The organism is Guyparkeria hydrothermalis, assembly GCF_023555375.1.
Taxonomy (GTDB): domain Bacteria; phylum Pseudomonadota; class Gammaproteobacteria; order Halothiobacillales; family Halothiobacillaceae; genus Guyparkeria; species Guyparkeria hydrothermalis.
Genome location: NZ_JAJSEE010000001.1, coordinates 246,925 through 272,485, shown reverse-complemented (window position 1 = coordinate 272,485; position 25,561 = coordinate 246,925). Strand labels below are relative to the sequence as shown.

Annotated in this window: 24 protein-coding genes and 1 tRNA gene; 12 read left to right on the top strand and 13 right to left on the bottom strand. The window is 66.7% G+C overall.

The window, feature by feature from the left end; all coding sequences use genetic code 11:
- Window positions 1–85 precede the first annotated feature (85 nt).
- From LV475_RS01280 to LV475_RS01270, 3 genes are all read left to right on the top strand, one after another.
- On the top strand, window positions 86–1,354 hold the full coding sequence (locus LV475_RS01280) for an OmpP1/FadL family transporter (protein WP_136867287.1): 1,269 nt from the start codon (window positions 86–88) through the stop codon (window positions 1,352–1,354).
- Between the two features lie 125 nt (window positions 1,355–1,479).
- A complete protein-coding gene (locus LV475_RS01275) occupies window positions 1,480–1,716 on the top strand; it encodes an HP1242/YdcH family protein (RefSeq protein ID WP_136867286.1) in 237 nt (78 codons plus the stop codon).
- Window positions 1,717–1,791: 75 nt separating this feature from the next.
- Window positions 1,792–2,187, top strand: coding sequence for a hypothetical protein (locus tag LV475_RS01270; protein ID WP_136867285.1), 396 nt, complete (start codon window positions 1,792–1,794; stop codon window positions 2,185–2,187).
- A 142-nt stretch (window positions 2,188–2,329) separates the two neighbouring features.
- Here the strand turns inward: LV475_RS01270 and purN are convergent, their stop codons facing one another.
- Both purN and purM read right to left on the bottom strand, forming a co-directional pair.
- A complete protein-coding gene (purN, locus tag LV475_RS01265) occupies window positions 2,330–2,995 on the bottom strand; it encodes a phosphoribosylglycinamide formyltransferase (protein ID WP_136867284.1) in 666 nt (221 codons plus the stop codon).
- Entirely contained in the window at window positions 2,995–4,044 is a 1,050-nt protein-coding gene (gene purM, locus LV475_RS01260) for a phosphoribosylformylglycinamidine cyclo-ligase (protein ID WP_136867283.1), read from the bottom strand. The genes purN and purM overlap by 1 nt, the downstream gene beginning before the upstream one ends.
- Before the next feature lie 114 nt (window positions 4,045–4,158).
- Between purM and LV475_RS01255 the strand changes: the two genes are divergently transcribed.
- Both LV475_RS01255 and LV475_RS01250 read left to right on the top strand, forming a co-directional pair.
- A complete protein-coding gene (locus LV475_RS01255; protein WP_136867282.1) occupies window positions 4,159–4,503 on the top strand; it encodes a putative signal transducing protein in 345 nt (114 codons plus the stop codon).
- Between the two features lie 132 nt (window positions 4,504–4,635).
- On the top strand, window positions 4,636–4,980 hold the full coding sequence (locus tag LV475_RS01250; RefSeq protein WP_136867281.1) for a high-potential iron-sulfur protein: 345 nt from the start codon (window positions 4,636–4,638) through the stop codon (window positions 4,978–4,980).
- 219 nt (window positions 4,981–5,199) lie between these two features.
- On the opposite strand, the gene LV475_RS01245 is transcribed toward LV475_RS01250, so the two are convergent.
- Together LV475_RS01245 and LV475_RS01240 are read right to left on the bottom strand one after the other, a co-directional pair.
- Window positions 5,200–6,915 carry a glutamine--tRNA ligase/YqeY domain fusion protein gene (locus LV475_RS01245; RefSeq protein WP_136867280.1) on the bottom strand — a complete coding sequence of 572 codons (1,716 nt, stop codon included), beginning with the start codon at window positions 6,913–6,915 and terminating at the stop codon, window positions 5,200–5,202.
- 151 nt (window positions 6,916–7,066) lie between these two features.
- Window positions 7,067–7,648: a nitroreductase family protein gene (locus LV475_RS01240; RefSeq protein WP_169303632.1), complete on the bottom strand. Its 582-nt coding sequence runs from the start codon at window positions 7,646–7,648 to the stop codon at window positions 7,067–7,069.
- A gap of 194 nt (window positions 7,649–7,842) precedes the next feature.
- Between LV475_RS01240 and infA the strand changes: the two genes are divergently transcribed.
- Window positions 7,843–8,061 carry a translation initiation factor IF-1 gene (gene infA, locus LV475_RS01235; protein WP_058574334.1) on the top strand — a complete coding sequence of 73 codons (219 nt, stop codon included), beginning with the start codon at window positions 7,843–7,845 and terminating at the stop codon, window positions 8,059–8,061.
- Between the two features lie 440 nt (window positions 8,062–8,501).
- Here infA and clpA read toward each other — a convergent pair whose 3' ends face one another.
- The 5 genes from clpA to LV475_RS01210 form a co-directional block, all read right to left on the bottom strand.
- On the bottom strand, window positions 8,502–10,790 hold the full coding sequence (gene clpA / locus LV475_RS01230; RefSeq protein ID WP_136867278.1) for an ATP-dependent Clp protease ATP-binding subunit ClpA: 2,289 nt from the start codon (window positions 10,788–10,790) through the stop codon (window positions 8,502–8,504).
- Between the two features lie 127 nt (window positions 10,791–10,917).
- Window positions 10,918–11,286, bottom strand: a complete 369-nt coding sequence (clpS, locus tag LV475_RS01225; protein WP_136867277.1) for an ATP-dependent Clp protease adapter ClpS — start codon at window positions 11,284–11,286, stop codon at window positions 10,918–10,920.
- 42 nt (window positions 11,287–11,328) lie between these two features.
- Window positions 11,329–12,396, bottom strand: coding sequence for a S49 family peptidase (locus tag LV475_RS01220; RefSeq protein ID WP_136867276.1), 1,068 nt, complete (start codon window positions 12,394–12,396; stop codon window positions 11,329–11,331).
- Between the two features lie 89 nt (window positions 12,397–12,485).
- Window positions 12,486–13,232 (bottom strand): HAD family hydrolase, encoded by a 747-nt coding sequence (locus tag LV475_RS01215; protein WP_136867275.1) that lies wholly within the window; start codon window positions 13,230–13,232, stop codon window positions 12,486–12,488.
- Window positions 13,233–13,263: 31 nt separating this feature from the next.
- Complete coding sequence (locus LV475_RS01210; protein ID WP_136867274.1) at window positions 13,264–14,319, bottom strand: RluA family pseudouridine synthase; 1,056 nt, start codon at window positions 14,317–14,319, stop codon at window positions 13,264–13,266.
- Between the two features lie 541 nt (window positions 14,320–14,860).
- On the opposite strand from LV475_RS01210, the gene rne reads away from it, so the two are divergent.
- Window positions 14,861–17,728 (top strand): ribonuclease E, encoded by a 2,868-nt coding sequence (gene rne / locus LV475_RS01205; RefSeq protein ID WP_250105588.1) that lies wholly within the window; start codon window positions 14,861–14,863, stop codon window positions 17,726–17,728.
- Between the two features lie 126 nt (window positions 17,729–17,854).
- Here rne and LV475_RS01200 read toward each other — a convergent pair whose 3' ends face one another.
- Window positions 17,855–18,346: a low molecular weight protein-tyrosine-phosphatase gene (locus LV475_RS01200; RefSeq protein WP_136867272.1), complete on the bottom strand. Its 492-nt coding sequence runs from the start codon at window positions 18,344–18,346 to the stop codon at window positions 17,855–17,857.
- Between the two features lie 236 nt (window positions 18,347–18,582).
- Here LV475_RS01200 and LV475_RS01195 point away from each other — a divergent pair.
- Window positions 18,583–18,658, top strand: a tRNA-Ala gene (locus LV475_RS01195).
- An 81-nt stretch (window positions 18,659–18,739) separates the two neighbouring features.
- Here LV475_RS01195 and LV475_RS01190 read toward each other — a convergent pair.
- The gene (locus LV475_RS01190; RefSeq protein ID WP_250105587.1) at window positions 18,740–19,264 is read right to left on the bottom strand and encodes a hypothetical protein; all 525 of its coding nucleotides are present in this window, start codon (window positions 19,262–19,264) and stop codon (window positions 18,740–18,742) included.
- Window positions 19,265–19,331: 67 nt separating this feature from the next.
- On the opposite strand from LV475_RS01190, the gene LV475_RS01185 reads away from it, so the two are divergent.
- Both LV475_RS01185 and LV475_RS01180 read left to right on the top strand, forming a co-directional pair.
- A complete protein-coding gene (locus LV475_RS01185; RefSeq protein ID WP_250105586.1) occupies window positions 19,332–19,832 on the top strand; it encodes a CIA30 family protein in 501 nt (166 codons plus the stop codon).
- Window positions 19,833–19,889: 57 nt separating this feature from the next.
- Window positions 19,890–20,576 carry a DUF2238 domain-containing protein gene (locus tag LV475_RS01180; RefSeq protein WP_250105585.1) on the top strand — a complete coding sequence of 229 codons (687 nt, stop codon included), beginning with the start codon at window positions 19,890–19,892 and terminating at the stop codon, window positions 20,574–20,576.
- 17 nt (window positions 20,577–20,593) lie between these two features.
- Here LV475_RS01180 and LV475_RS01175 read toward each other — a convergent pair whose 3' ends face one another.
- Entirely contained in the window at window positions 20,594–21,496 is a 903-nt protein-coding gene (locus LV475_RS01175; RefSeq protein ID WP_250105584.1) for a sulfurtransferase, read from the bottom strand.
- Between the two features lie 59 nt (window positions 21,497–21,555).
- On the bottom strand, window positions 21,556–22,065 hold the full coding sequence (locus LV475_RS01170; protein WP_250105583.1) for a zinc ribbon-containing protein: 510 nt from the start codon (window positions 22,063–22,065) through the stop codon (window positions 21,556–21,558).
- Window positions 22,066–22,499: 434 nt separating this feature from the next.
- Between LV475_RS01170 and leuS the strand changes: the two genes are divergently transcribed.
- Both leuS and LV475_RS01160 read left to right on the top strand, forming a co-directional pair.
- On the top strand, window positions 22,500–24,974 hold the full coding sequence (leuS, locus tag LV475_RS01165) for a leucine--tRNA ligase (protein ID WP_250105582.1): 2,475 nt from the start codon (window positions 22,500–22,502) through the stop codon (window positions 24,972–24,974).
- Window positions 24,974–25,561, top strand: a complete 588-nt coding sequence (locus LV475_RS01160) for an LPS-assembly lipoprotein LptE (RefSeq protein WP_136867265.1) — start codon at window positions 24,974–24,976, stop codon at window positions 25,559–25,561. Before leuS ends, LV475_RS01160 begins: the two co-directional genes overlap by 1 nt.

Below are 25,561 nucleotides of genomic sequence, written 5' to 3'. Positions count from 1 at the left end.
CGCTCCTACGGGGCGTTCGCAAGAGACGACCTGTCGTCACGCAAATCAAACAGAAAAACCAAAGGAACGAGAGAGGAGTCCCACCGTGAACCGTATCCACAAGACGACGCTCGCGACCGCCGTATCGCTGTCGATGGCCGCGCTGGGCGGCCAGGCGCAGGCCGCCGGCTTTGCGCTGATGGAAAAGAACGCCACCGACCTCGGCCAGGCCTACGCCAACCTCGCCACCGGGAATGGCCAGGCCAGCGGCATGATCGGCAACCCGGCGGCGATGACGCAGATCGACGGGACCGCGGTGTCCGGTGGCATCAACTACATCCGCCCCTCGTTCGAACTTCAGGCCGGGGCGAACTCGCAGAGCGCCTTTGGCCCGACCGTTGGCGGCCTGGGAGGCGACGCGGGCGAGTCCGCGGCGATCCCCAACGCCTCGATCGTCCACCAACTCAACGAGCGTACCCGCGTGGGCGTGGCGCTGACCGTGCCGTTCGGGCTTGCCACCGAGTACGACGAGGAGTGGCTGGGTCGATACCACGGTATTGAGAGCCGGGTGGAGGTCATCGAGCTCAATCCCGCGCTCAGTTTCGATGTTACGCCCGACCTGTCGGTTGCCGCCGGGCTGGTCGCCCAATACTCGGAGGCCAAGCTCACGTCGGCCACGCCGCCCAACCCTGTTCTGGGTACCCCTGAGGGCACGGCGGAGATCGAGGGCGACGACTGGGCCCTGGGTTTCAACCTCGGCGTGTTGTGGCAAGCCACCGATCAGACTCGCGTGGGCGTCAGCTACCGTTCCGGCGTCGATCATGGGCTTGAGGGAGACATCGAGTATTCGGCCACACCGATGATCGATGGCGACGTGAGTGCAGGTCTGGACCTGCCGGCGTCGATCGCCGCCACCGTCACGCACGAGTTCACCGAATCCGTTCGCGGCTCGCTTGGTTTGTTGTGGACCGGTTGGTCCAGCTTCGACGAACTGCGGGTGCGACAGACCGAGACCGGGCTGGACGATATCGTGACTCGCGAGAACTGGGATGACACGCTGCGCGTGTCGATGGGCGGCGAATGGGAATTTGCCCCGCGCTGGACCCTGCGTGCCGGGGCGGCCTATGATCCGACGCCCGTGCCGAGCGCCGAATTCCGGACGGCTCGTCTGCCCGATGCGGATCGCATCTGGGGGTCCATTGGCCTGGGGTACGCGCTCAACGAGCACTGGTCGGTGGATCTGGGCTATACCCACATCTGGCTCAATGACAGCACGATCGATAACGTGACTTCCGCCCCCCTTTCGGACCGGCTCCAGGGCGAGTACGAAGGCAAGGTCGACATCTTGGGCCTGCAGGTCAACGCCCGGTTCTAAGCCCGCTGGAGGCGCGATTCCCGAGCGATACGCTCGGGGGACGCCTGCCTGATTCGGCGCTATGATCTACGCTGGTGCTGGCCGGAATTCCCGGCAGGCTTTCCATTCCGAAACAGAGGTGACCGATGCAGGTAGACCATCACGATCTCGCCCATGAATTCCCGGAGTTCAAGGAGCGCATTCACGAGCTCAAGACCAGCGACAACCATTTCCACAAGCAGTTCGAGCGTTACAACGAGCTGACCAAGGAAATCGAGCGGTTGGAGAAGCAGGACGAGCCGGTCACCGACGAGCACATGGAAGAGCTCAAGAAGCAGCGCCTCGCGCTCAAGGACGAGCTCTACGCCATGCTCAAGGGCTGAGCGGTCCACCCAATGGCACATGACGAGGGCCCGCCTGGTTCAGGCGGGCCCTTTTCTTTGCTCATGAGAAAAGCGATGAACGTGCTCCGTGCCGGGACGGCCTATTTCCTGTGGGTGTTTGCCGTGGGGTTTTTCCTCGGCGTGCTGCGGGAGTTATGGCTGAGCCCGTGGCTGGGTGCCCGCGTCGCGGAGCTGGTGGAAATGCCGGTGATGCTGGCGGTGATCGTGCTGGCCGCCCGCTGGACGGTACGACGCTTTGTACTGGCTACCGGCCCTGCGCGGCTCGGTGCCGGTCTGCTGGCCGTGGCCTGGCTGCTGCTGGCGGAGATCGCGCTGGTCCTCGGTCTGCGCGGGCTGACGCTGGCGGAATCTGTCGCCGGGCGGGACCCGCTGGCGGGGTCGGCCTACGTGCTCAGTCTGCTGATCATGGCGGTCATGCCGTGGTTGGTCAGCCGGGCAGGGCGGTTGTAACCACGGTAGGAGCGGCTTTAGCCGCGAACGGCTGAGCGTTTACCTTGGGTTATCGCGGCTAAGGCCGCTCCTACGAGAGTTTCTGCCCGTCATTCGCCGACAACGCGGAGAGCGGTACCGGGCGAATGCCGGGAGCTGCCTGCTACGGACTTGGCGGGACGATCAGCGCGCCGGAGGCATCGACCACCGCCGGGCGGCTCTGCTTCTCGGCTCGTTCGAAGTCGATCTTGCCCTTGACCAGCCAGTCGATGGCGAGCGGGTAGAGCCGATGCTCGACACCGTGGATGCGCTGCTTGAGTGACTCGACGTCGTCGTTGTCGAGGATCTCGAGACGGCCCTGCACGATCGGCGGGCCGGCATCGACGGTCGGGGTGACGAAGTGCACGGTCGCGCCATGCTTGAGGTCGCCGGCCTCGAGAGCCCGGGCGTGGGTGTTCATGCCCGGGTACTTCGGCAACAGCGACGGGTGGATGTTGATCAGGCGTCCCTGGAACCGGTCGACGAAGCCGTCGGTGAGGATGCGCATGAAGCCGGCCATGATGATCCAGTCCGGACGCGCCTCGTCGATCACCGCGGCCAGTTCGGCATCGAAGGCCTCGCGGTCGGGGTAGGTCGTGTGATCGATCAGGCGACTGGGGATGCCGTGCGTTCGGGCGCGCTCGAGCGCGTAGGCGCCGGGGCGGTTGACCACCAGCAGCACGACCTCGGCATCCAGTCGGCCACTCTCGCAGGCATCGATGATCGCCTGGAAGTTCGAGCCGTTGCCGGAGGCCAGGACGACCAGCCGGGCCTTCTCTCCCGCCGCCATCAGCGGTAGATGACGGGTTCGCCGTTACCCCGCTCGACGATCTCGCCGATCACCCAGGCGTTCTCGCCGGCTGCCTGCATGGCCGACACGGCCTTCTCGGCCTGGTCGGCGGCGACGATGACCACCATGCCCACGCCGTTGTTGAAGGTCCGGCGCATCTCGGCGATCTCGACGTTGCCCTGTTTGGCCAGCCAGTCGAACACGGTCGGGCGTTCCCAGCTCGACCAGTCGATCACCGCGGCCAGTTCGTCGGGGAAGACGCGCGGCAGGTTCTCGGTCAGCCCGCCACCGGTGATGTGGCTCATCGCGTGGATGTCGACCTGCTCGGCGAGAGCGGCGACCGCACGCGCGTAGATGCGAGTCGGCGCGAGCAGTTGTTCGAGCAGGGTCTTGCCCTCGGCGCTGTTCCAGTCTGGCCGGGCGCGCTCGATGATCTTGCGGATCAGCGAATAGCCATTGGCGTGCGGGCCGGAGGCGGGCAGGGCGATCAGCGTGTCGCCGGCGGCGACCTTGCTGCCGTCGATGAGCTGGTCCTTTTCCACCGCGCCGACGGCAAAGCCGGCCAGGTCGTAGTCGCCGTGCTCGTACATCGACGGCATCTCGGCGGTCTCGCCGCCGATCAGCGCACAGCCGGCCTGCGAGCAGCCCTCGGCGATGCCCTCGACCACCTGCGCGGCCACGTCGACGTCGAGCTTGCCGGTGGCGTAGTAGTCGAGGAAGAACAGCGGCTCGGCGCCGGTGACCAGGATGTCGTTGACGCACATGGCGACGAGATCGATGCCGATCTGGTCGTGCTTGTTCAGATCAATCGCCAGGCGCAGCTTCGTGCCCACGCCGTCGGTGCCCGAAACCAGCACCGGCTGCTTGAACTTGGCAGTATCCAGGGCGAACAGACCGCCGAAGCCGCCCAGGCCGCCCATGACCTCGGGGCGCTGGGTGCGCTTGACCGCCGGCTTGATGCGATCGACCAGGCTGTTGCCGGCATCGATGTCGACGCCCGCGTCGCGGTAGGTCAGGGGGGTGTTTTCCGGGGACTTGTCCTGGGTCATGGCGGTAGGCTGAACGCTTGGATTGAGATGGCGCGTAGTCTACATCAATCTCGGCATCCGGCGCCCCCTTCGGCGGGTCTCGCCAGGGCGCGAATCGCATTGAATGGAGCGGCAATGAAAACCATCTACCGGGCAGCGGACATCCTCGAGGCGCACATCGTCGCCGGCATGCTGAATGCCGAGGGCATCGAGGCCGAGGTGGCCGGGTTCTACCAGCAGGGGGCGGTCGGCCAACTCGCCCCGCAGGACTTCGCGCGGGTGATGCTGATCGACGAGCGCGACGCCGATCGCGCCGAGCGGGTGATCGCGCAATACGAGGAGCGCGAACCACTCCCGCCCGGTGAACGTGGCCAGGCGGAGGCCGAGGACGCCGAGGAGGTGGCCGAATCCTCCCGGCTGGCCTGGTGGCTGGTAGCAGCCGCCTTGTTGCTGCTGGTGTTCAGCTGGGCGATCACGTGAGGCGAAAGCGAATGGACGAACGAATGAGAACCGTTTTTATATTAACGGGTTAGCGTCTTCTAACGTGTTTCCCTCCTTGGAAAAAGCGCGCTACAGTCGGGTTGCTGTCAACTCATCCAAGGGAGAGGAACCATGACGGATAAGCACACACCGAACACCGAGCTGCCGGCAGATCGATCGCGCCGGCGCTTTGTCGGCGGGGCGCTCGCCTCGGCCGTGATCCCGCTGATGGCGATCGCCCCGGCCCGGGCGCAGGAGCTCGAGCAGTTGTCCGAGGACGACCCGATGGCTCAGTCGCTGGACTACAAGCACGAGGCCAGCGAGGTCGAGCACGGCTCGTACAAGAGCGGCCAGACCTGCGCCAACTGCGCGCTCTACAAGGCCGATGCGGCGGGCGAAGGCTGGGGCGGTTGCTCCATCTTCCGTGGCAAGGCGGTCAAGGGCACCGGCTGGTGCAGCTCCTACGTGAAGGGGTGAGTCCGACGGACCAGGTCATCGGATCTGGCCGCGCAACGAGAAAACGGCCCGGGACTCCCGGGCCGTTTTTCGTGTGCATGACGGGCCTGTTCGATCCTGAGGCACCGGTCACGATGCGGTTCGTAGGAGCGGCTTCAGCCGCGAAACCACGCAAATTGCCGCCCGAGCCTTTCGCGCCTGAAGGCGCTCCTACGGTTCGTCACGGCCGCCCCGGCGGCCTTATTTCCCCTGGCCCCAGGAGTCGCGCAAGGTCACGGCCCGGTTGAAGACGGGGCGCTGGTCGGGTGCGTGCTCCTTCTGGTCGGCGACGAAGTAGCCGTGCCGCTCGAACTGGTAGATCGACTCGGGTTCGGCATTCGCCGCACCGGCCTCGATATAGGCGGTCAGCGTGTGGATCGAGTCGGGGTTGATGTCATCGAGGAAATCGCGTTCGACGTCCGGCTCGTCACCCTCGCGGCGCGCGCCCGGGGCGGGCACGTTGAACAGGCGGTCGTACTGGCGGATCTCGGTCTCCACCGCGTCGCGTGCCGACAGCCAGTGGATGTTGCCCTTGACCTTGCGCGAGTCGGCCCCCGGCGTGCCGGACTTGGTGTCCGGGTCGTATTCGGCGTAGACGCAGGTGACGTTGCCGTCCTCGTCCACGTCATGGCCGACGTGCTTGATGATGAAGCCGTAGCGCAGCCGGACCTCGCCGTCGGGCTTGAGGCGGAAGTACTTCTTGGGCGGGTCGAGGGCGAAGTCGCCGCGCTCGATCCACAGCTCGCGGGTCAGTTTCACCTCCCGTTTGCCCCAGTCCGGCTTTTGCGGATGGTTGGGCGCGTAGCAGGTCTCCTCGTGTTCCTCGGGGAAGTTGACCAGCACGAGCTTGAGCGGATCGAGCACGCCGATGCGGCGCTCGGCCGACTCGTTGAGCGTCTCGCGCATGCAGTCCTCGAGCACGCCGAAGTCGATCAGGCTGTCGGACTTGGAGACGCCGATGCGGTCGGTGAACAGCTTGAAGCCGGCCGGGGTGAAGCCGCGACGGCGCGCGCCCTTGAGCGTCGGCATGCGCGGGTCGTCCCAGCCATCGACATGGCCGCCCTCGACCAGCTGGATCAATTTCCGCTTGGACAGCGGCATGTAGGTGAGGTTGAGGCGCGAGAACTCGATCTGCTGCGGCAGCGGGCGCTCGAAGAAGCCGAGATCGGCGAGCTTGTCGATGAACCAGTCGTACAGCGGGCGATGGTCCTCGAACTCGAGCGTGCACAGCGAGTGGGTGACCCCCTCGATGGCATCCGACACGCAGTGGGCGTAGTCGTACATCGGGTAGATCGGCCAGTCGTCGCCGGTGCGGTGGTGATGCGCGTGGCGGATGCGGTAGATGGCCGGGTCGCGCATGTTCAGGTTCGGCGAGGCCATGTCGATCTTGGCCCGCAGGATATGCTCGCCGTCCGGGAACTCGCCGGCGCGCATGCGGGTGAACAGATCCAGGTTCTCGTCGATCGAGCGCTCGCGGTACGGGCTGTTCGTGCCCGGTTCGGTGAGCGTGCCGCGATTGGCGCGCATCTCGTCGGCCGACTGGGAATCGACGTAGGCCAGCCCCGCCTTCACCAAGGCAACCGCGCCCTGGTAGAGGGTCTCGAAGTAATCCGAGGCGAAGTGCTCGTGGGCCGGGTCACGAAAGCCCAGCCAGTCGATGTCCTCGCGGATCGCGTCGACGTACGCCTGTTCTTCCTTGACCGGGTTGGTGTCATCGAAGCGCAGGTGGCAGATGCCGTCGTAGTCCCGCGCCAGGCCGAAGTTCAGAAAGATGCTCTTGGCGTGCCCGAAGTGCAGGTAGCCATTGGGTTCCGGCGGGAAGCGCGTGGTCACCTTGCCGCCGTAGGTGCCCTTGTCCTGATCGGCGTCGATGCGGTTGCGGATGAAGTGGCTGATCGGCTCGTTGGATTCGGACATGCTTGCTCGATGGGCCTCGGCTGGATGGGCGGTGCGTAGATCGGGCCCGCCACGTGTGAGCGGGGGCATCGATCGCGTGTGAAGCGGGCATTGTACGAAAAATCGGGCCGCGCGCCGTGCTCCCGCCCGGATCGGGACACAACGGCCGACGTCAGCCCGCCCAGCGGTCGATCGTGGCCTGGCGCCGGCGCTTGCCCTTGGTCGGGGCGCCTTCCTTGACGGTGCCGATGTTGATCAGGCCGATCAGGCGCTCGTCCTCGGCCAGCCCCAGGGCGGCCATGACGTGCTCGTCGTAGACCCGCAGGCCGGTCAGCCACACCGCGCCGAAACCCGATGCCCGAGCGGCGAGCAGCACGTGGTGGGCGGCGATGCCCGCGGAAAGCAGTTGCTCGACCTCGGGGATCTTGGCGTGTCCCGCCTCTTCCCGAGCGATCGCGGCGATGATCATCGGCGCACGTTGGGCGCGCAGGCGTTCGCGATCAAGCAACTCGTCGCTCGCCTCCGGGTCCTTCCGGCGCATCGCCTCGACGAACACCTCGCCGAGTCGATCGAGGGCCGGGCCGTCGATCACCAGGAAGCGCCACGGGTGCAGGCCGCCGTGATCCGGGGCGCTTTCCGCCGCCTGCAGGATGCGCTGGAGCGTGTCGTCGTCCGGTGCCGGCTCGGTCAGGCAAGTCGCCGGCGTGGAGTGGCGATGGATCAGGGCGTCGACCAGGTCACGGTGTTCGGTCATGTCTGCAGGGTCTCGATATAAGGTTGGGCGGTTTTCGTTCATAATGGCGGGCTTGCGACCAACCGGTTTGGTCATCGAACGAGTCGCCCATGTTGAATGATTCGGCACGGCGCTTGGTCCGACGGGGGCGTTTTCTTGGCGCGAGCTCGGTTTTCGTCGATAATCACGCCCCATTTCAACCTGCTAGAGGATTTATGGCAAAAGAAGATTACATCGAGATGCAGGGCGTGGTGATCGACACCCTGCCGAACACCATGTTCCGGGTCGAGCTGGAAAACGGCCACGTGGTGACCGCCCACATCTCCGGGCGCATGCGCAAGAACTACATCCGCATCCTGACCGGCGACAAGGTCACGGTGCAGCTGACCCCCTACGACCTGACCAAGGGGCGCATCTCCTTCCGCTCCCGCTGATCCCGCGGTAGGTCCGCCCGAGCCGACCGCCACCGATCCCGACGGCCCATCTCCGGGAAACGCTGCACGAATGGCATACCGCTCTGCGTGCCTTGAGCCGGGCAGATGCAAGGCGCTCGTCCGCCGCGGAAGAGTCATTCTCTTTCCAAGGACGACAACGCAGCAGATGCCCGGCTCAAGGCGCGCCCTGCGGGGCCTGTCGAGCCGCCCGTGCTCGGCGTTGCGATGTCTTGACGTGGCCGCCGGCACGCCGGCGACATCGCGCCTTGATCACGAACGGCTCGACAGGCCAGAGTGGCATGCCATTCGTGCAGCGTTTCCCGGTGGCCACGCCTTGCGTGAGCCGGGCGAGCGCGTTTGTGTGCTCGAAAAATAGCCCACCAAGAGAAACGGCGCCCACAAGGGGCGCCGTTCGTCTTTGATCGGTCTATTTACTGACCTCAGGCCGTGGAGGATTCCTCGGCCACGGACTCCGCGGCTGGCGTGGCGATCAGGGCGGGCTCGTCCTCGTCCATGGTGAAGCGCGCCTTGCCGCCGTCGGCGAGATCGCCGAACAGCATCTGCTCGGCGAGCGGGCGCTTGAGCTTGTCCTGGATCAGGCGGGCCATCGGCCGGGCGCCCAGCACCACGTCGTAGCCATGCTCGCCCAGCCAGTGACGCACCTCGTCGTCGACCTGCAGGGTGACGTGGTTTGCCTCGAGCTGCTGCTCGAGCTCCAGCAACAGCTTGTCGACCACGTTGGCGATCTGCCGGGTGCCGAGCGACCGGAACTGGATGATCGCGTCCAGGCGGTTGCGGAACTCGGGGGTAAAGCCGCGCTTGATCGCCTCCATGCCCGACGAGCCGATGTCCTGGGCGACGAAGCCCATGCTGTTCTTCGCCATCTCCTCGGCCCCCATGTTGGAGGTCATGATCAGGATCACGTGGCGGAAGTCGATGCTGCGCCCGTTGGTATCGGTCAGCGAGCCGTTGTCCATCACCTGAAGGAGCACGTTGAACACGTCCGGGTGCGCCTTCTCGATCTCGTCGAGCAGCAGCACGCAGTGCGGGTTCTTGTGCACCTTCTCGGTCAACAGGCCGCCCTCGTCGAAGCCGACGTAGCCCGGCGGGGCGCCGATCAGCCGCGAGACGCTGTGGCGCTCCATGTACTCGGACATGTCGAAGCGCACCAGCTCGATGCCGAGCAGACGCGCGAGCTGCTTGGAGACCTCGGTCTTGCCCACGCCGGTCGGGCCGGCGAACAGGTACGAGCCGATCGGCTTGTTGTCCGGGCGCAGGCCCGAGCGTGCCAGGCGAATCGCGGTGGTGATCTGCGCGATCGCCTCGTCCTGGCCGAAGACCACCATCTTGAGGTTGCGGTCGAGGTTCCTGAGCACCTCGCGATCCGAGGTGGAGACGCTGCGCTCGGGGATGCGTGCCATCCGCGCGACCACGCGCTCGATGTCGCTGGCGGTGATGCGGTTGTCCTCGGGGCGCGGGTGGAGCAGGCGGTACTGCGCGCCCACCTCGTCGATCACGTCGATCGCCTTGTCCGGCAGGTGGCGGTCGTTGATGTGGCGCGTGGAGAGCTTGACCGCCGCCTCGATCGCCTCGTCGGTGTAGACGACGTGGTGGTGCTTCTCGTAGCCCTCGCGCAGGCCGCGGATGATGTCGATCGTCTCCTCCTCGGAGGGTTCGGGGACGTCGATCTTCTGGAAGCGGCGGGTCAGGGCGGCATCCTTCTCGAAGATGCTGCGGTATTCCTGGTGCGTGGTCGAACCGATGCAGCGCAGCTCGCCCGAGGCGAGTGCCGGCTTGATCAGGTTCGAGGCATCCATCGAGCCGCCGGAGGCCGAGCCCGCGCCGATCAGGGTGTGGATCTCGTCGATGAACAGGATCGCGTCGGGCACAGAGCGGACCTTCTTCAAGACGATCTTCAGGCGCTTCTCAAAGTCGCCGCGGTACTTGGTCCCGGCGACCAGCGCGCCCAGGTCGAGCGCGTAGATGGTCGCCTCGGAGAGTGCCTCGGGCACCTCGCCGTCGATGATCTTGCGCGCCAGGCCCTCGGCGATGGCGGTCTTGCCGACGCCGGCCTCGCCGACCAGCAGCGGGTTGTTCTTTCGGCGACGCGAAAGGACCTGCTGGACGCGTTCAAGCTCGGCGGTGCGGCCGATCAGCGGGTCGATCTTGCCCTCGGCCGCCTGCTTGTTGAGGTTGATCGCGAAGTTCTCGAAGGCGTTCTCGTCGGCCGGCTGCTCCTCGGCGGCCTCGACGTCGGCCTGGTTGATCTCCGGCTCCTCGTCGTCGACGCCCTCGTCGTCGGCCTCGGGGCCGTGCGAGATGAAGTTGATCACGTCGAGGCGGGTAACGCCGGCCTTGTGCAGCAGGTGCACGGCATGGGCGTCCTGCTCGCCGAAGATCGCGGCGAGCACGTGCGCGCCGGAGACCTCGCTGCGCTGGGCGGCCTGCACCTGCATCACCGCACGCTGGAGGACGCGCTGAAAGCCCAGCGTGGGCTGGGTCTCGCGCGGGTCGTTCTCCGGGATGCGCGGGGTGGTGCGGCGGATGTGCGCCTCGAGGTCCATGGCGAGCTGGGAGATGTTGGCGTTGCAGCCCTCCAGCACCATGCGCGCGTCGGGGTCCTCGAGCAGCGTGTGCAGCAGGCTCTCGAGGGTGACGAATTCGTAGTTCTGGCGCCGGGCGCGATCGAACACGCGGCTCAGGGTGGTTTCGAGGGATTTGCTCAGCACCGATCCTCTCCTCCGGGGTATCTGCGATGGCCCGTTTCCGGTTCGGTGTCGAACCGTGGGCCTGTGTCCCGATGATACGCCGGATTACGGCGTTGCCAACGGGGCGAGGAATTTTCAGTCTTTCGACTTATTCGGCGCGTTCCATCACGCACATCAGCGGGTATTCGTGTTCCCGCGCGATCTGGTTGACCTGGCTCACGCGTGTCTCGGCGATTTCGCGGGTGAACTCGCCGCAGACGCCACGGCCGTTGTGGTGCACCTCCAGCATCACGGCATTGGCCTGGTCGAAGGTCATGCCGAACAGCTGCATCAGGATCTGCACCACGAAATCCATGGGGGTGAAGTCGTCGTTCAACAAGAGCACCCGGTACATGGGCGGCTCGTCGCTGACCGCCTGCTCGGAGACTTCCTCGGTCTCGAGCGGGCGGTGGGTGGTCTGCGGACCGGCGCTGATGCCGGCGGTGAACGGTAGGCGTGTCTGGCTGGTGTCAGTCATCTGCACAGTCTAACCCGAGCCAACCGTCGCGTGACCGGGTCCTCAGGGCAGCATCATGGGTCGTGCCGGCTCGTTCCTGACGCCGGTGAGGGCCGAGCCGAACTCCTGGGCCGTCGCACCGAGCAGCTTCTCCAGGCGATTGCTGCGCGGGGTGAGATCGATCTGGTGCTCGACGCCGATGCGCTCGCGGATCACGCCGCGCACGCTGTCGATGCCGTCGATCAGCCCCTTCTCCACGGCGGTCTCGCCGGTGTAGAACAGCCCGGAGAAGATCGCCTCGTCGTCATCGAGGCGGTCGCCGCGGCCGGTCTTGACCGCCGCGATGAACTGTTCGTGGATTTCATCCAGTACGCCCTTGAGATACTCGGTCTCCGCCGGGTCGCTGGGGCTGAACGGGTCGCCGAGGGCCTTGTTCTCGCCGGCGGTGAGCAGGCGACGCTCGATGCCGAGCTTCTCCATGGCGTCGACGAAGCCGAAGCTGTCCATGCGCACGCCGATCGAGCCGACGATCGAGGAGGGGTTGGCGTAGATCTCGTCGGCCGCCGCGGCGATGAAGTAGCCGCCCGAGGCCGCCATGTCTTCGGCCACGGCGTAGACCGGCTTGTCCGGGTACTGCGCCTTGAGATCGCGGATGGCATTGAAGATGGCGCTGGACTGGACCGGGCTGCCACCGGGTGTGTTCAGGCGCAGCACGATGCCCTTGACGTTGTCGTCCTTGAACGCCTTCTCCAGCTGCGGGATCACGCGGCGCGCCTCGGTGGTCTCGCCCGCGGCGATCAGGCCGCTGATATCGATTACCGCCGCGGCGGGCTTGCCCACGCCCGGCGCGCTGCGATCGCCGGCCGTGAACAGCAGGGTGATGATGGTCAGCGACCAGATCACCAGCGCCACCGAGACGAAACGGAAGAACACCTTCCAGCGCCGGGCCCGACGCTGCTCGACCAGCCCGTGGCGGGCCATGTCGAGCAGGGCGTCACGTGCCCAGTCCGGCGAGGCCTCGGCCTTCTCGCGCCGGGGGCGTGACGACTCGCCGGAGGGGTCGCCCGGATGGTAGTCCGGGCCACCGGGCGGTTCGATGCGCACGTCGTCTGGCGGGGTGTTCTGGCTCATGGCGGTCTTGCCTGCGTTGTCGTCCGGGGTGATTTTCCAGGGTGATTGGCCGGCGGGGGATCGTCCGGTCGGCGCATTCGATGACCGAGTCAGACGGCCGGGCGGGTCCCGGGTTCCCCTGCCTGATCCGCGATGCCGGGTGGTGCGGGCCGTTGGTCCGGCTCGTGCAGCTGCGCCAGACGCTCGATCAGCCAGTCCGGCCGCGCGGCGGCAAGGCGTTCGATCGGGTGGGCGCCATGGGTGATGCCGATCGCGTGCGTGCCCGCGTTGCGGGCCATCAGCAGGTCGAAGTCGGTGTCACCCACCATCCAGGTCTCGACCGGGCGGCTGCCGGTGTACTCGAGGATGCCCTCGAGCATCTCCGGGTGGGGTTTCGACCGCGTCTCCTCGGCGGTCAGCGTGTGGTGAAAGTAGTTCGCCGCCCCCGTCTGCGCAAGGGCGCGGTCCAGCCCGCGGCGCGACTTGCCGGTCGCCACGGCGAGCAGGCAACCGGATTCGGCCAGGCCCTTGAGCAGCGCCTCGGCCTCCGGGTAGAGCGCGACGGGCTCCTCGTTGGCGAAGTAGCAGTGGTGATAGGCCTGCGCAAGCGCCTCCCGGAAGGCGTCCTCGGCCTCGGGGAACAGTTCGGCGATGGCGTTGGCCAGGGACAGGCCGATGATGCCGCGGATCGAGTCGTCCGGCAGGGGCGGGTGGTCCACCGAGCCCAGCGCCTCCTGGAAGGCGGTGACGATCCGGCCGGTCGAATCGGCCAGCGTGCCGTCCCAGTCGAACACGACCAGGCGGGGCGGGGTGGCCAGGTGGTCCGGGCGGCTCAGGAGTGTGCGGATGTCGGTCATGGGAGCGGTTATCGGGTCGGGTCGGCGATTTTCAAGGTTTCACGGCCAGGCCGGCCTGCTCGAGTAGCGGCTGCCAGCTATCCGGCGGCATGCTGGTGATCGTCAGTCGTCCGCCGTGGTCCGGGTGGGCCAGGGTCAGGCGGTAGGCGTGCAACATCAGCCCGGGCCGCCGGCGGGACAGGGGGCGATCGAGACCGCGATCGCCGTACTTACTGTCGCCGACGATCGGGTGGCCCACGTGACGGCAGTGCACCCGGATCTGGTGGGTGCGCCCGGTGTGCAGGGTGGCCTTCATCAGGCTGAGAGCCGGGCCACGATGGCTGGTGCCGAGGCGTTCGAAATCGGTGCGGGCACTCTTGCCGCGCTGGGTGTCCACGACCACCCGATGGGCCCGCCCCTCGCCCTGGTCCTTGCGCAGCGGGGCATTCACGGTCTGGTGCGCGTCGCGCCAGTGGCCGTGGCACAGGGCCAGATAGTGTTTCTTCGCCGCGCCCTCGGGGCGGAACTGTTCCTGCAGGGCAAGCAGGGCCTCGCGGGACTTGGCCACCACGATCAGGCCGCTGGTCTCGCGGTCGATCCGGTGGGCCAGCTCGAGCATGGCCTCGCTCGGACGCGCGGCGCGCAGCAGCTCGATCAGGCCGAAGTCGTAGCCGCTGCCGGCGTGGGCGGCCAGCCCCGCGGGCTTGTCGACCACCAGCAGGGCCTCGTCCTCGTGTCGGATGAGCGTCTCGATGCGTTCGATCCAGCCGGCGGGAATGCTGGCCGTCGGGCGGGCCGTGTCCGGGTCGCCGCGCAGGTCGCGCACCGGCGGGATGCGCACGATGTCGCCGCTGCGCAGTCGCTGCATCGGCTTGGCGCGCTTCTTGTTCACCCGCACCTGGCCCTTGCGGATCAGGCGATAGACCAGGGCGCGCGGCTGCTTGTCGTGCTGGGCGCCCAGCTCGCGCAACAGGAAGTTGTCGAGCCGTTGGCCATCGCTGCGTGCGTCGACCGTTTCCAGGCGGACCCGGGGACGATCGACAGCGGGTCGATCGGCTGCCTGCTGGGTGGTCTGTCGGTGGTGTTCGGGACGGTTCTCGGCAGTCATCTGGCTGGCTTGCGTGCGGCGGTGAACCGGGGCACCGGTGGGGCGCGGCCGGGGCCTGCGGGCGACGGGTAAATCGCGGCGGTGGGCCGGCGGGGATGTGATAGTATCAGTGGACTGTGGCGAAAGTCAGGTGGAGCGGCAGGTGCCGACCACCCACGGCAGTCAGCGAGCGCTCGGGTTCTTCAAGCCGGCGCCCCGCGCCAGACCATCCCGCTTGCCTTTGACGCGGCCTTGCCAGCACCCCTGGCGGGTCTCGACGGGCACGACAAGCCTCGGGCTGCCGCCCGCTCACAGTTGTCAAGAACGATCAACGGTTATCACGTCCTGTACTCAATGTGCCTTTTCCGGTTTCTCTCCCTGCCGTTCTCCGTCCTGGTTCGCCTCGTGGCAGCCGGGCGGCAGACGTCGTGGTCGCTTGCGGCCCGGCGACTGGCGGGGTGGCCGGCAATCGCGCGTCGGGACGTTCCCCTGAAGTCAAGTCACCTGTCGCGAGCGGCCTGTTGCCAGCCGCGACTCGTGCAGAAACGTCGAGATTTTTTCCATGAAACGAATGCTGATCAACGCAACGCACTCCGAGGAGATCCGCGTTGCGCTAGTAGACGGGCAACGCCTCTATGACATCGACATAGAGACCCCGTCCCGGGAGCAAAAGAAGGCCAACATCTACAAGGCCACCATCACGCGCATCGAGCCCAGCCTCGAGGCCGTGTTCGTCAACTACGGCGCCAATCGCCACGGTTTCCTGCCCTTCAAGGAGATCTCGCCCGAGTACTTCGACCCCAAGGCGGTCGACGACAAGGGGCGTCCGATCATCAAGGACGCGCTCAAGGAAGGTCAGGAACTGATCGTCCAGGTCGAGAAGGAAGAGCGTGGCAACAAGGGCGCGGCCCTGACCACGCTGGTCAGCCTGGCCGGGCGCTACCTGGTGGTCATGCCCAACAACCCCAAGGCCGGTGGCGTCTCGCGCCGCATCGAAGGCGATGACCGCGCCGAGATCAAGGCCGCGCTGGCCCAGCTGAACGTACCGGCGGGCATGGGCCTGATCGTGCGCACTGCCGGGGTGGGGCGTGACGTCGAGGAACTCCAGTGGGACCTCGACTACCTCGTCCAGGTCTGGAGCGCGATCCACGAGGCGGCCGAGGGCCGTCCGGCCCCCTTCCTGATCTACCAGGAAAGCAACCTGATCATCCGGGCGCTGCGCGACTACATGCGCAACGACATCGGCGAAATCCTGATCGACGAGCCGACCATCTACCAGCAGGCGATGGACTTCGTCCAGATGGTCACGCCAAAGGTCGCCGAGAAGATCAAGCTCTACGACGACCCGACCCCGCTGTTCTCCCGCTACCAGATCGAGTCCCAGATCGAGTCCGCCTACCAGCGCAACGTGACGTTGCCCTCGGGCGGTGAACTGGTGTTCGACGTCGCCGAGGCCATGACCGCGGTCGACATCAACTCCGGGCGCAACACCAAGGGCCAGGACATCGAGGACACCGCCTTCAACACCAACCTGGAGGCGGCCGAGGAAATCGCGCGGCAACTGCGCCTGCGGGATCTGGGCGGGCTGATCGTGATCGATTTCATCGACATGGGCTCCTCCAAGCACCAGCGCGAGGTGGAAAACCGCCTGCGCGATTCGTTGAAGTACGACCGCGCCCGGGTACAGACCAGCCGCATCTCGCGCTTCGGCCTGTTGGAGATGTCGCGCCAGCGCCTGCGCGCCTCGCTGGAGGAATCCAGCCAGCACATGTGCCCGCGCTGCAACGGCCAGGGCGTGATCCGTTCGGTCGAGTCGCTGTCGCTCGCCATCCTGCGTCTGCTGGTCGACGAGGCGATGAAGGACAATACCGGCCGCGTGATCGCCCAGGTGCCGATCGATGTCGCCACCTATCTGCTGAACGAGAAACGTGACCAGATCAACGAGATCGAGCAGGCCAACAACGTCGACCTGCTCCTGATCCCGAACATCAATCTCGAGACGCCGCACTACGAGATCGAGCGGGTGCGCGCCGATGACAGCGAGGCCCGCTCGCGCGACGTGCAGCAGCTGATCGAGCCGCTGACCGTCGAGACCCCGTCGCCGGAGCCGCGTCATCGCCAGGCCGAGAAGGCCGCGGTGCAGACCATCCCGCGCCCGGCCCAGCCGGCCCCGGAAAAGGCCGCCGAGCCGGCCCCGGCGCCGGCGGCGACCAAGGCAAAGGCCGTCGAGGCGCCAGCAGCACCGCAGCGTCCGACCGCCAATGGCGCGGTTTCCCTGTTGCGTCGCGTGGTGGGTCAGCTCTTCGGTGCCCGCGCCGACGAGGACGAGGGCGCCGAGACCGCATCGCGCCGGGGCAAGCCGTCCGGCAAGGGCGACGAGAAGTCGGCGGATCGTTCCGGCCGCAAGGGCGGCGGTCGCCGTCAAGCGGCCGGTGACGGTGGCGAGAAGGCGAAGTCCGCCCGCGACGAGTCCCAGGACAAGGGGCAGGGCAAGGGCAAGTCCGGCAGCCGTCGTCGGCGTGGCCGTGGTCGCCGTGGCAACGGTGGCAACGCGGCCCAGCAGACCGGTGGCCAGAAGCCGGAGCAGCAGAAGAGCGAGCAGCCGTCTGATACCACCAAGGCCGACACCCAGGGCAAGGCCGAGTCCTCCGCTGGCAAGCCCTCCGGCGATACCTCCGGCAAGGGTGGCCAAGGCGGCCCGGTCAACAAGGGTCGCGGTCGTGGTGACCGCGGTCCCAAGAGCGAGCCGCGCACGCCGCCCCCGCTGGACGAGCGCGAGCGCCAGATGGTCGAGCAGCAGCTGGCCGCGCCGATCAGCGAAGGCAAGAGCCTGCCGCTCGACGTCGCCAAGAAGAAAGGCGTGGCCGAGGAACTGCCGCCGAACGCCGCCGTCCGGCTCGAAAGCAGTGACCGCCTGGTCAAGGCAAGCGATACCAAGACCAGCAAGGCCGCAGCCCCCGAGTCCGTTACGCCGGCGGCCGCGCCGACCGAGGCCAGTGCCGAGGTGACCGATTCGGGCAAGTCCGAGCAGGCGGCGAGCAAGGCGACGGAAACCGCGCCGACGCAAGGCCAGCCCGTCAAGGAAGACGCCGCGGAAACACCGCCGACGGTCGAGCCGGTCGCCGACGAGGCGAAGCCGGTAGCCGACGAGGCGAAGCCGGTAGCCGAGGAAAAGCCGTCGAACGTGTCCGAGACGGCGGCAAAGGCCGAGAAGCCGAAGGCGGCCGAGCCGGCTGACGCGGCACCCACTGCCGACTCGGCGGCGGAAAAGGCCGAGGCGCCGGCAGCGAAGGCACCGGAAGAGAAGGGCTCCAAGGAGCAGAGCGCGGAGCCGACCGCCGAGGCGAACGCAGCTGAGACGTCGGAAGCCGCGAGCTCCAATGAGTCCGCCGCCGAGTCAACCACCGACGAGGAAAAGCGCGAGCGCTGATCCCGTCGTGAATCGGCCGGAAACAAGAACGCCCCGCTGATCGTAGCGGGGCGTTTTCTTTTGTTCGTTCCGCTCCAGGGCGAAACGCCGTTGGCCGGGTCGAGGAGCCCGGCGGATCGTCGCGGGTTAGCCCAGGTGGCGCCGACGAATGTCTTCCAAGAGGTTGCCGGCGGCGGCCTCGACCATGTCGAGCACCTGCTCGAAACCATTGGTGCCACCGTAGTACGGGTCCGGCACCTCCTCTAGCCCGTAGTCGGGGGCGTAGCTCATGAACAGGTGCGGCTTGTCGCGCAGGGCCTCGTCGGCCAGCGATTGCAGGATCTCGAGATTGGCCAGGTCCATCGCGAGCACGTAGTCGTACTCGGCGATATCTTCCGGACGTACCTGACGCGCGACGAGGTGATCCATGCGGTACTGGCGTGTCATGGCCGCGCGCATGGCGCGTTCGTCAGGCGGATTGCCGACGTGATAGGCATGCGTGCCGGCCGAATCGATACGGATTCGATCGGCCAGATCGGCCTGCTCGACAAGCCGCTCGAACACGGCGTGGGCGGTGGGCGAACGGCAGATGTTGCCCATGCAGACGAACAGGACGCTCGGGGTGTTGCTCGACGTCATGTGATACCTCGTCGCTTTCGAAGGGTGGGGCGGACAGGCGCGGGTGGCTGCCCGATCGTGTGGCGGTAATGTAACCAAAATCCCGATGGCGTGCGCGGCCCCGGCCCAATTCCGGGGCGATGCGATGCCGAGATGTCGGGGAATCAGGGGGTTGTGTCGATCCCGACAAAATCCGCGTGACAGGGTGTTGACAGCCTCCGTTCTGCCGGTACAATGCGCGCATTCCTCAGGCACGAGGGGCCATAGCTCAGCTGGGAGAGCGCCTGCATGGCATGCAGGAGGTCGGCGGTTCGATCCCGCCTGGCTCCACCAAACATCAGAAAATCCCGGGTTCGCACTGGCGACCCGGGATTTTTTCGTTGCATCGGATGTTCGGCTCCGGTGTCGGTGTTCTCAGGGGAAATTGATCGACTGGCTCGTCTGGCCGCTGGTGGGTACCTGCAGCGAGAAGTCGCGGCTGTGCTCCTGGTAGCGGGTCGTGACGTCGTAGCGGCCGGCGGGCAGGTCGATGAAGATCATCGGCCCGTCCGTCGTGGCCTCGAAGCGCGTCTGGCCATCGGGCGTGCGGATCGTCACGCCCACTGACGAGACGAACGCCCCGCGTTCCCCCTTGGAGAATTGCAGGGCCACCGGGTACGAGGCCCCGTGCTGTTGCAGCCAGGCCCGCTCCCCGGCGCCCAGGCCGCCGCTCAAATAGCGAATCCCCTGGGATTCACGGATCTCGACGGCGCTTTCCGCCATCTCGTCGGGGCTGGGCGGTTGGCGCTCCTCGTCGGTGATCGGCTCCCAGCCCGGCTTTTTCCACGGCTCGTCGTCCGCCGCCCACGCCGTCGGCGCAAGCATTGGCAACGTCAGGACGAGGCCCAGGACCAGGCCCGTGGTCCGGGTCGGTTTGAAGGCGTGGGTTGTCATCAGCATGGTGGCACCTCCTGTTTGTCGATTCGACCGGTCAGCGGCGAGCGCGCCGGTGATCTACGTTAGTCCGATGATATCCCGTACAAGTTTCCTCGAGCCGGAGGGCTGGCATGCCGTCAACGATGGCGTGATGGGCGGGGTATCCGCCGGCTCGATGTCGTTCGAGACTGACATTGCGGTCTTCGGTGGGGAGCTGTCGCTCGAACACGGCGGCGGTTTTGCCTCCGTGCGTCGCGAGTTGCGTCCCGGCGTGCTGGCCGGCGCGACGGGGCTGTCGATGCGTGTGCGGGGCGATGGGCGGCGCTACCAGTGTCGTGTGGGAACCGACCAGACCGCGCCGGGCATTTCCTACGCGGCGAGTTTCGATACCGTGGCCGGCCGGTGGCTGGAGGTGAGTCTTGCCTGGCCGGCGTTCGAGGCGGTGTTTCGTGGGCGCGATGTGCCGGATGCGCCGCGCCTGACCCCGGAGCGCATCGACCGGGTGGGGTTCCTGCTCGCCGACCGTCGGCCCGGGCCGTTTCGGCTCGAGATTGCCTCCATCACGGCCGATCGACACGTCGATGATTCCTGATCGGCGTGGCGGTCGCACCCGCGGCAACCCCGCGACAACCGTCTTCCACTCATGCCGATGACGCCTGTTGATCGCAAAGCGCCTGGGCAGCAACGACGCGTCCACCAGCGCGTCACCCTGGTGATCCAGTTGATCATGCTCGCCGAGCTGGGTTTTGCCCTCTGGGAAGGCCTGTGGCTGACGGCGGCAATGACATTTCTCATCCTGCTACTGACGCTGGCGCCGGTGCTGATGTTCCGGCGCTTCGAGGTGTTTATCCCCTCGGAGTTCAAGCTGCTGGCGACCCTGTTCATCTTCGCCTCGCTCTTTCTCGGCGAGGTGCAGGGTTACTACACCCGCTTCTGGTGGTGGGATCTCGTGCTGCACACCGCCTCGGGCTTCCTGCTCGGCATCGTCGGCTTCCTGCTGGTGTACATCCTCAACGAGAAGAAGAGCCTGCGCTTTCACATGACGCCTGGGTTCGTGGCGCTGTTCGCCTACATGTTCGCGCTGGGGATCGGCGCGATGTGGGAGATCGTCGAGTTCACGATGGACCAGTGGTTCGGCTCCGACATGCAGAAGGCGATGCTCGGCGACCCGTCGGGGCTGACCGACACCATGTGGGATCTGATCGTCGATGCCCTGGGGGCGGGGGCGATCGCGATACTCGGTTACGGCTACCTCAAGGTGGCGGCGGGGCGATCGTTTCTGGAGCAGTGGATCGCGGCATTCCTCGAGGCCAACCCGCGGCTGTTCAACCGGTAAGGAAACGCGGCACGGGGCTAGTCGTCCGGCGTGATCAGGGGCAGGTCACGCACGTTCCATTCGCGCAGCCCGGCGTCGTGTACCCGCATGTTGCGGTAGCCCAGGCTGTAGAACATCGCGTAGTCGATGGCCGCGCCCGTGCCGCCCAGGCAGGTGATCAGCATGGGGGTCGACGGGTCGATGCCGTGTTCGACGAAGAAGGGGGCCAGGTCGGTGCGTTCGGTGTAGATCGTCCCGTCGTCGGCGGTCCGGAGAAAATCCGCCCAGGGCTGGCTGATGGTGTCCGGGATGCGTCCGTGGCGCGGGTTGGCGGGGAACTTGTCCTCGCCACTGAAATGCCTGGCCGGTCGGCCGTCGATCACGGGGTAGTGCTCGCGGATGGCGTCGAGCTCCTCGGTCGAGATCTCCAGCGCCGGCAGGGGGCGGGCAACGAAATCCCCCGATTCCGCCGCACCGCCCTCGTCCGATACCGGGCCATTGGCCTGTTGCCAGCCGTGCCAGCCGCCATCGAGCATCCCGACGTTGGTATGACCCAGGTAGTGCAACAGCCAGAAGAGGTAATACGCGCCCAGGACCTCGTCGCGGTCGTTGCCCTTGTAGTAGATCACCACGCCGTCGCCGTCGTTCACCCCCAGCTCACGAAAGCGGCTTTCTAGCGTGTCCACCGGGAGGCGGATCAGCGTGCCGTCGTCGTTCTGCTCGCGCCAGGCGGACTTCGTGGTGAAGCGTGCCCCCGGGATGTGCCCGTCGAAGGTATAGGAGGTTTCGTTGGACATCTCGATGATGGCCAGTCGAGGCGCATCGAGTCGATCGGCCAACCAGCCCGGTTCGACCAATGGCGGGACGCTCGTCGCGTTTGCCGCCCGCACCGGCAGGGCGGTCAGCGTCAGGGCCAGTAGCAGGATCAGTGGTGCTTTCATTGCCAACGACGTGGGTCTGAGTGGTTGCCTCGTGGACGAGGCGGCGAGGGCGGGCGCGCTCAGGCGCGCCGGAAGGACTGGCCGCCACACTCGGGGCAGGTGGGCAGCGGGCCGAAGGTGTCGTGGTGCAGGATCGCCCCGCAATCGACGCATTTGAGGCGCTTGGGGCTGGTGACGTGGCCGGCGACCCATTCGCGCGGGCGGGTGCGCTCGGCCTCGTTGCGGATCTGTTCCAGGGTCACGTCGGTGTGATCGGCGATCGACAGGAGCTTCGCGCCGATGTCGCCGGCCCAGTCGCGCAGGGTCTCGCGGATGCTTTCGCCTTCATGCGCCAGGTTCTCGCGGGTGTGCTCGAGGTCGTCCTTCACCGCCTCGACGATCTCGTGGCGGAAATCCTCGGTGTCCAGTGCCGATGCCTCCTCCTCGGCCAATTGGGCAATCCGGGCCCGGTCGGCCGGCTTGTGCCCGGGCTCGTCTAGCAGGCGGGCGTAGATCCGTTCGAGCAGCTGGTAGTAGCCGTGTCGCAGGGCTTCGTATGTCTCGCTGTGCTCCTGGCGGGTATCGGTCATTCGCTTTGGTCTCCGTGTGCCTTCTGGGCTTGTCGGGTCCTGCCCGATGGCGTGCTCGCCGAGTCGTGCAGGGGGTGGTTCCTTTCGGTATTCTAGTGCGCTGGGGAAGGTCTGCACGAATCCGATACCGCTGAAGCGTGCCTTGAGCCGGGCGATGCAAGGCGTTCGTCCGCCGGCGACATGGCGTCCTGATCACGCACCACTCGCCAAGCCCTCAGTGGCAACGGATTCGTGCAGACCTTCCCCGGTCAGCCCCCGGTGGCGCTGTCGTGGAGAGCCCGACGCCGCACCGGGGGCGTTGCCATTGAATGCACCGATTCCATCGTGGCCGAGGGTCGGCCTCGGACGCAACATGGCCCGACGATCGGTACGTCGCGATTATCGCGGCGATCCGGCCGGGCAGACGCTCAAAACCAAGGTAGAAACAGTCCCACATGCACGAGCAATACAACCCCGCGAAAGTCGAGGACGAGGCACAACGCTTCTGGGAAGACACCAAGGCATTCCACGTTCGCGAGGATCCCACCCGCGAGAAGTTCTACTGCCTGTCGATGTTCCCGTATCCCTCCGGCCGACTGCACATGGGGCACGTGCGCAACTACACCATCGGCGACGTCATCAGCCGCTACCAGCGCATGCTGGGCAAGAATGTCTTGCAGCCGATGGGGTGGGACGCCTTCGGCCTGCCGGCGGAGAACGCCGCGCTCAAGAACAAGGCCGCCCCGGCGCGCTGGACCTTCGAGAACATCGACTACATGCGTGGCCAGCTCCAGCGCCTCGGCTTTGCCTACGACTGGGACCGGGAGCTCGCCACCTGCGACCCGGACTACTACCGCTGGGAGCAGTGGCTGTTCACCCGCCTGGTGAAGAAGGGTCTGGCCTACAAGAAGACGGCGGTCGTCAACTGGGACCCGGTCGACCAGACGGTGCTCGCCAACGAGCAGGTCATCGACGGCTGCGGCTGGCGCTCGGGCGCGCCGGTCGAGCGCCGCGAGATCCCGCAGTGGTTCATCCGCATCACCGACTACGCCGACCAGCTGCTCGAGGATCTCGACAAGCTCGAGCAGTGGCCCGAGCAGGTACGCACCATGCAGGCCAACTGGATTGGCCGTTCGCGCGGGGTGCAGCTCGACTTTAGCGTCGACAACGGCGAGCCGTTGCGCGTGTTCACCACCCGTCCGGACACCCTGTTTGGCGTCACCTATCTGGCCGTGGCCGCCGACCATCCGCTGGCGGTCGCCGCCGCGGAGGACGACGAGAAGGTCGCCGCCTTCCGCGAGGAGTGCCGCCACACCAAGGTCGCCGAGGCGGACATGGCGACCATGGAGAAGAAGGGCCTGCCGCTGGGCGTGACCGCCACGCACCCGCTGACCGGCGAGCCGGTGCCGGTCTGGGTGGCGAACTTCGTGCTGATGGAATACGGCACCGGCGCGGTGATGTCCGTACCCGCCCATGACGATCGCGACTGGGAATTCGCCCGCAAGCACGATCTACCCATCAAGCCGGTGATCGAGGGCAGCGACCCCGCGCACGACTATTCGCAAGGGGCGATGACCGAGAAAGGCACGCTGATCGATTCGGCCGAGTTCGACGGGCTTTCCAGCGACGCGGCCTTCGACCGGATCGTGGAAAAGCTGGCCGCCGACGGTCGTGGCGAGGAGACCATCAACTACCGCCTGCGCGACTGGGGTGTCTCGCGCCAGCGCTACTGGGGCTGCCCGATCCCGATCATCAACTGCGAGCACTGCGGTGCCGTGCCGGTGCCCGACGCGGACCTGCCGGTGGTGCTGCCCACCGACGTGGTGATGGACGGCCCGGGCTCGCCGATCAAGTCCGACCGCGCATTCATCGACACCACCTGCCCGGAATGCGGTGGCGCGGCCGAGCGCGAAACCGACACCTTCGACACCTTCTTCGAGTCGAGCTGGTACTACGCGCGCTTCGCCAGTGCCGGTTCGGAGCAGGCGATGCTCGACGAGCGCGCCGGCTACTGGCTGCCGGTCGACCAGTACGTCGGCGGCATCGAGCATGCCGTGCTGCATCTGTTGTACGCGCGCTTCTTCCACAAGCTGATGCGCGACGAGGGCCTGATCCCGGCCGACTGCCCCGAGCCGTTCACCCGCCTGCTCACCCAGGGCATGGTGAACAAGGACGGTGCGAAGATGAGCAAGTCCAAGGGCAACACCGTCGACCCGCAGGAGCTGATCGAGGAATACGGCGCGGACACCGTGCGGCTGTTCATGATGTTCGCCGCGCCGCCCGACCAAGGGCTGGAGTGGTCCGACTCGGGCGTGGAGGGCGCGCACCGGTTCCTCAAGCGCCTGTGGCGCCAGGTCGCCGAGCGCAAGGCCGCCGGTATCGACCTCACGCGGCGCCTCGAGTCGGCCGATGAGCTGGCCGATGCCGATGGCGCGGCGAAGGACCTGTACCGCAAGCTCCACGAGACCATCGGCCGGGTCACCGAGGACATCGACAAGCGCCAGACCTTCAACACGGTCATCGCGGCGAACATGGAATTGTTCAACGACCTGGCCCGGTTCGAGGCGACCGACGAGCGCGGTCAGGCGGTGGTCGCGGCCGTCATCCAGGACATGCTGCGCATGCTCGCGCCGATCGTGCCGCACATCACCCACGCGCTCTGGCATGAAGTCGGCGGGCAGGGCACCATTGCGGATGCCGCTTGGCCGACGATCGACGAGGCCGCGCTGGTGCGCGACGAAATCGAGATGGTCGTGCAGGTCAACGGCAAGCTGCGCGCGAAGATCAACGTGCCGGCCGCCGCGGACAAGGCGGCCATCGAGGCGCAGGCGCTGGCCAACGAGGATGTGCAGCGCTTCACCAATGAGGGCGAGATCAAGCGCGTGATCGTGGTCCCCAACAAACTGGTCAATATCGTGGTGGCAACGTAATGGATACGACTTGGGTCAGGACGTCCCGTCAATCGGCCGGCATGCGTGGCTTGTCGCGTGCCCTTTCCCTGGGGGTGGCCATGGCGTTGGCGGCGGCCATGGTGGTCACTTCGGGCTGCGGCTACCACCTGCGAGGCGTGACGGAAGTCGACCCGAGTTTCGAGCGGGTGTACGTCTCGGGACTGTCGAGCTCGGATCCCGTCTACCGGACACTGGCCGCCGAGATCGACAAATCGGAGGCCGTGCTGGTCGATGATCGCCGCGACGCGACGGCCCGACTGGTGGTCGAGGGCAATTCGGTCGAGCAGCGCGCCTCGGTGGTCGACCCGAGCGCCGACGTGCGTCAGTACGAGTTGCTCCACGAGCTGCGCTACCACATCGAACTGCCGGACGGTTCGCGCACGCCCAGCCGCCAGATCAGTCAGGCGCGCAACTACAACTACGATCCGACCGGCGTGCTGGCCTCGTCGAGCAACGAGGGGCAGATTCGCCGCGAGCTGGGCGAGCTGGTGGGGCAGTTGCTGTTTTACCGCCTGCTCGCGCCGATCGATCCCGACACCCTGATCGCGCCCGACGACGGTCGCTGA

Bases quoted from the DNA above. Each gene is read 5' to 3' on its own strand.
- LV475_RS01275 (WP_136867286.1), top strand. From the start codon at position 1,480: ATGCAGGTAGACCATCACGATCTCGCCCATGAATTCCCGGAGTTCAAG.
- LV475_RS01270 (WP_136867285.1), top strand. From the start codon at position 1,792: ATGAACGTGCTCCGTGCCGGGACGGCCTATTTCCTGTGGGTGTTTGCC.
- purN (WP_136867284.1), bottom strand. From the start codon at position 2,995: ATGGCGGCGGGAGAGAAGGCCCGGCTGGTCGTCCTGGCCTCCGGCAAC.
- purM (WP_136867283.1), bottom strand. From the start codon at position 4,044: ATGACCCAGGACAAGTCCCCGGAAAACACCCCCCTGACCTACCGCGAC.
- LV475_RS01255 (WP_136867282.1), top strand. From the start codon at position 4,159: ATGAAAACCATCTACCGGGCAGCGGACATCCTCGAGGCGCACATCGTC.
- LV475_RS01250 (WP_136867281.1), top strand. From the start codon at position 4,636: ATGACGGATAAGCACACACCGAACACCGAGCTGCCGGCAGATCGATCG.
- LV475_RS01245 (WP_136867280.1), bottom strand. From the start codon at position 6,915: ATGTCCGAATCCAACGAGCCGATCAGCCACTTCATCCGCAACCGCATC.
- LV475_RS01240 (WP_169303632.1), bottom strand. From the start codon at position 7,648: ATGACCGAACACCGTGACCTGGTCGACGCCCTGATCCATCGCCACTCC.
- infA (WP_058574334.1), top strand. From the start codon at position 7,843: ATGGCAAAAGAAGATTACATCGAGATGCAGGGCGTGGTGATCGACACC.
- clpS (WP_136867277.1), bottom strand. From the start codon at position 11,286: ATGACTGACACCAGCCAGACACGCCTACCGTTCACCGCCGGCATCAGC.
- LV475_RS01220 (WP_136867276.1), bottom strand. From the start codon at position 12,396: ATGAGCCAGAACACCCCGCCAGACGACGTGCGCATCGAACCGCCCGGT.
- LV475_RS01215 (WP_136867275.1), bottom strand. From the start codon at position 13,232: ATGACCGACATCCGCACACTCCTGAGCCGCCCGGACCACCTGGCCACC.
- LV475_RS01210 (WP_136867274.1), bottom strand. From the start codon at position 14,319: ATGACTGCCGAGAACCGTCCCGAACACCACCGACAGACCACCCAGCAG.
- rne (WP_250105588.1), top strand. From the start codon at position 14,861: ATGAAACGAATGCTGATCAACGCAACGCACTCCGAGGAGATCCGCGTT.
- LV475_RS01200 (WP_136867272.1), bottom strand. From the start codon at position 18,346: ATGACGTCGAGCAACACCCCGAGCGTCCTGTTCGTCTGCATGGGCAAC.
- LV475_RS01190 (WP_250105587.1), bottom strand. From the start codon at position 19,264: ATGCTGATGACAACCCACGCCTTCAAACCGACCCGGACCACGGGCCTG.
- LV475_RS01185 (WP_250105586.1), top strand. From the start codon at position 19,332: ATGATATCCCGTACAAGTTTCCTCGAGCCGGAGGGCTGGCATGCCGTC.
- LV475_RS01180 (WP_250105585.1), top strand. From the start codon at position 19,890: ATGACGCCTGTTGATCGCAAAGCGCCTGGGCAGCAACGACGCGTCCAC.
- LV475_RS01175 (WP_250105584.1), bottom strand. From the start codon at position 21,496: ATGAAAGCACCACTGATCCTGCTACTGGCCCTGACGCTGACCGCCCTG.
- LV475_RS01170 (WP_250105583.1), bottom strand. From the start codon at position 22,065: ATGACCGATACCCGCCAGGAGCACAGCGAGACATACGAAGCCCTGCGA.
- leuS (WP_250105582.1), top strand. From the start codon at position 22,500: ATGCACGAGCAATACAACCCCGCGAAAGTCGAGGACGAGGCACAACGC.
- LV475_RS01160 (WP_136867265.1), top strand. From the start codon at position 24,974: ATGGATACGACTTGGGTCAGGACGTCCCGTCAATCGGCCGGCATGCGT.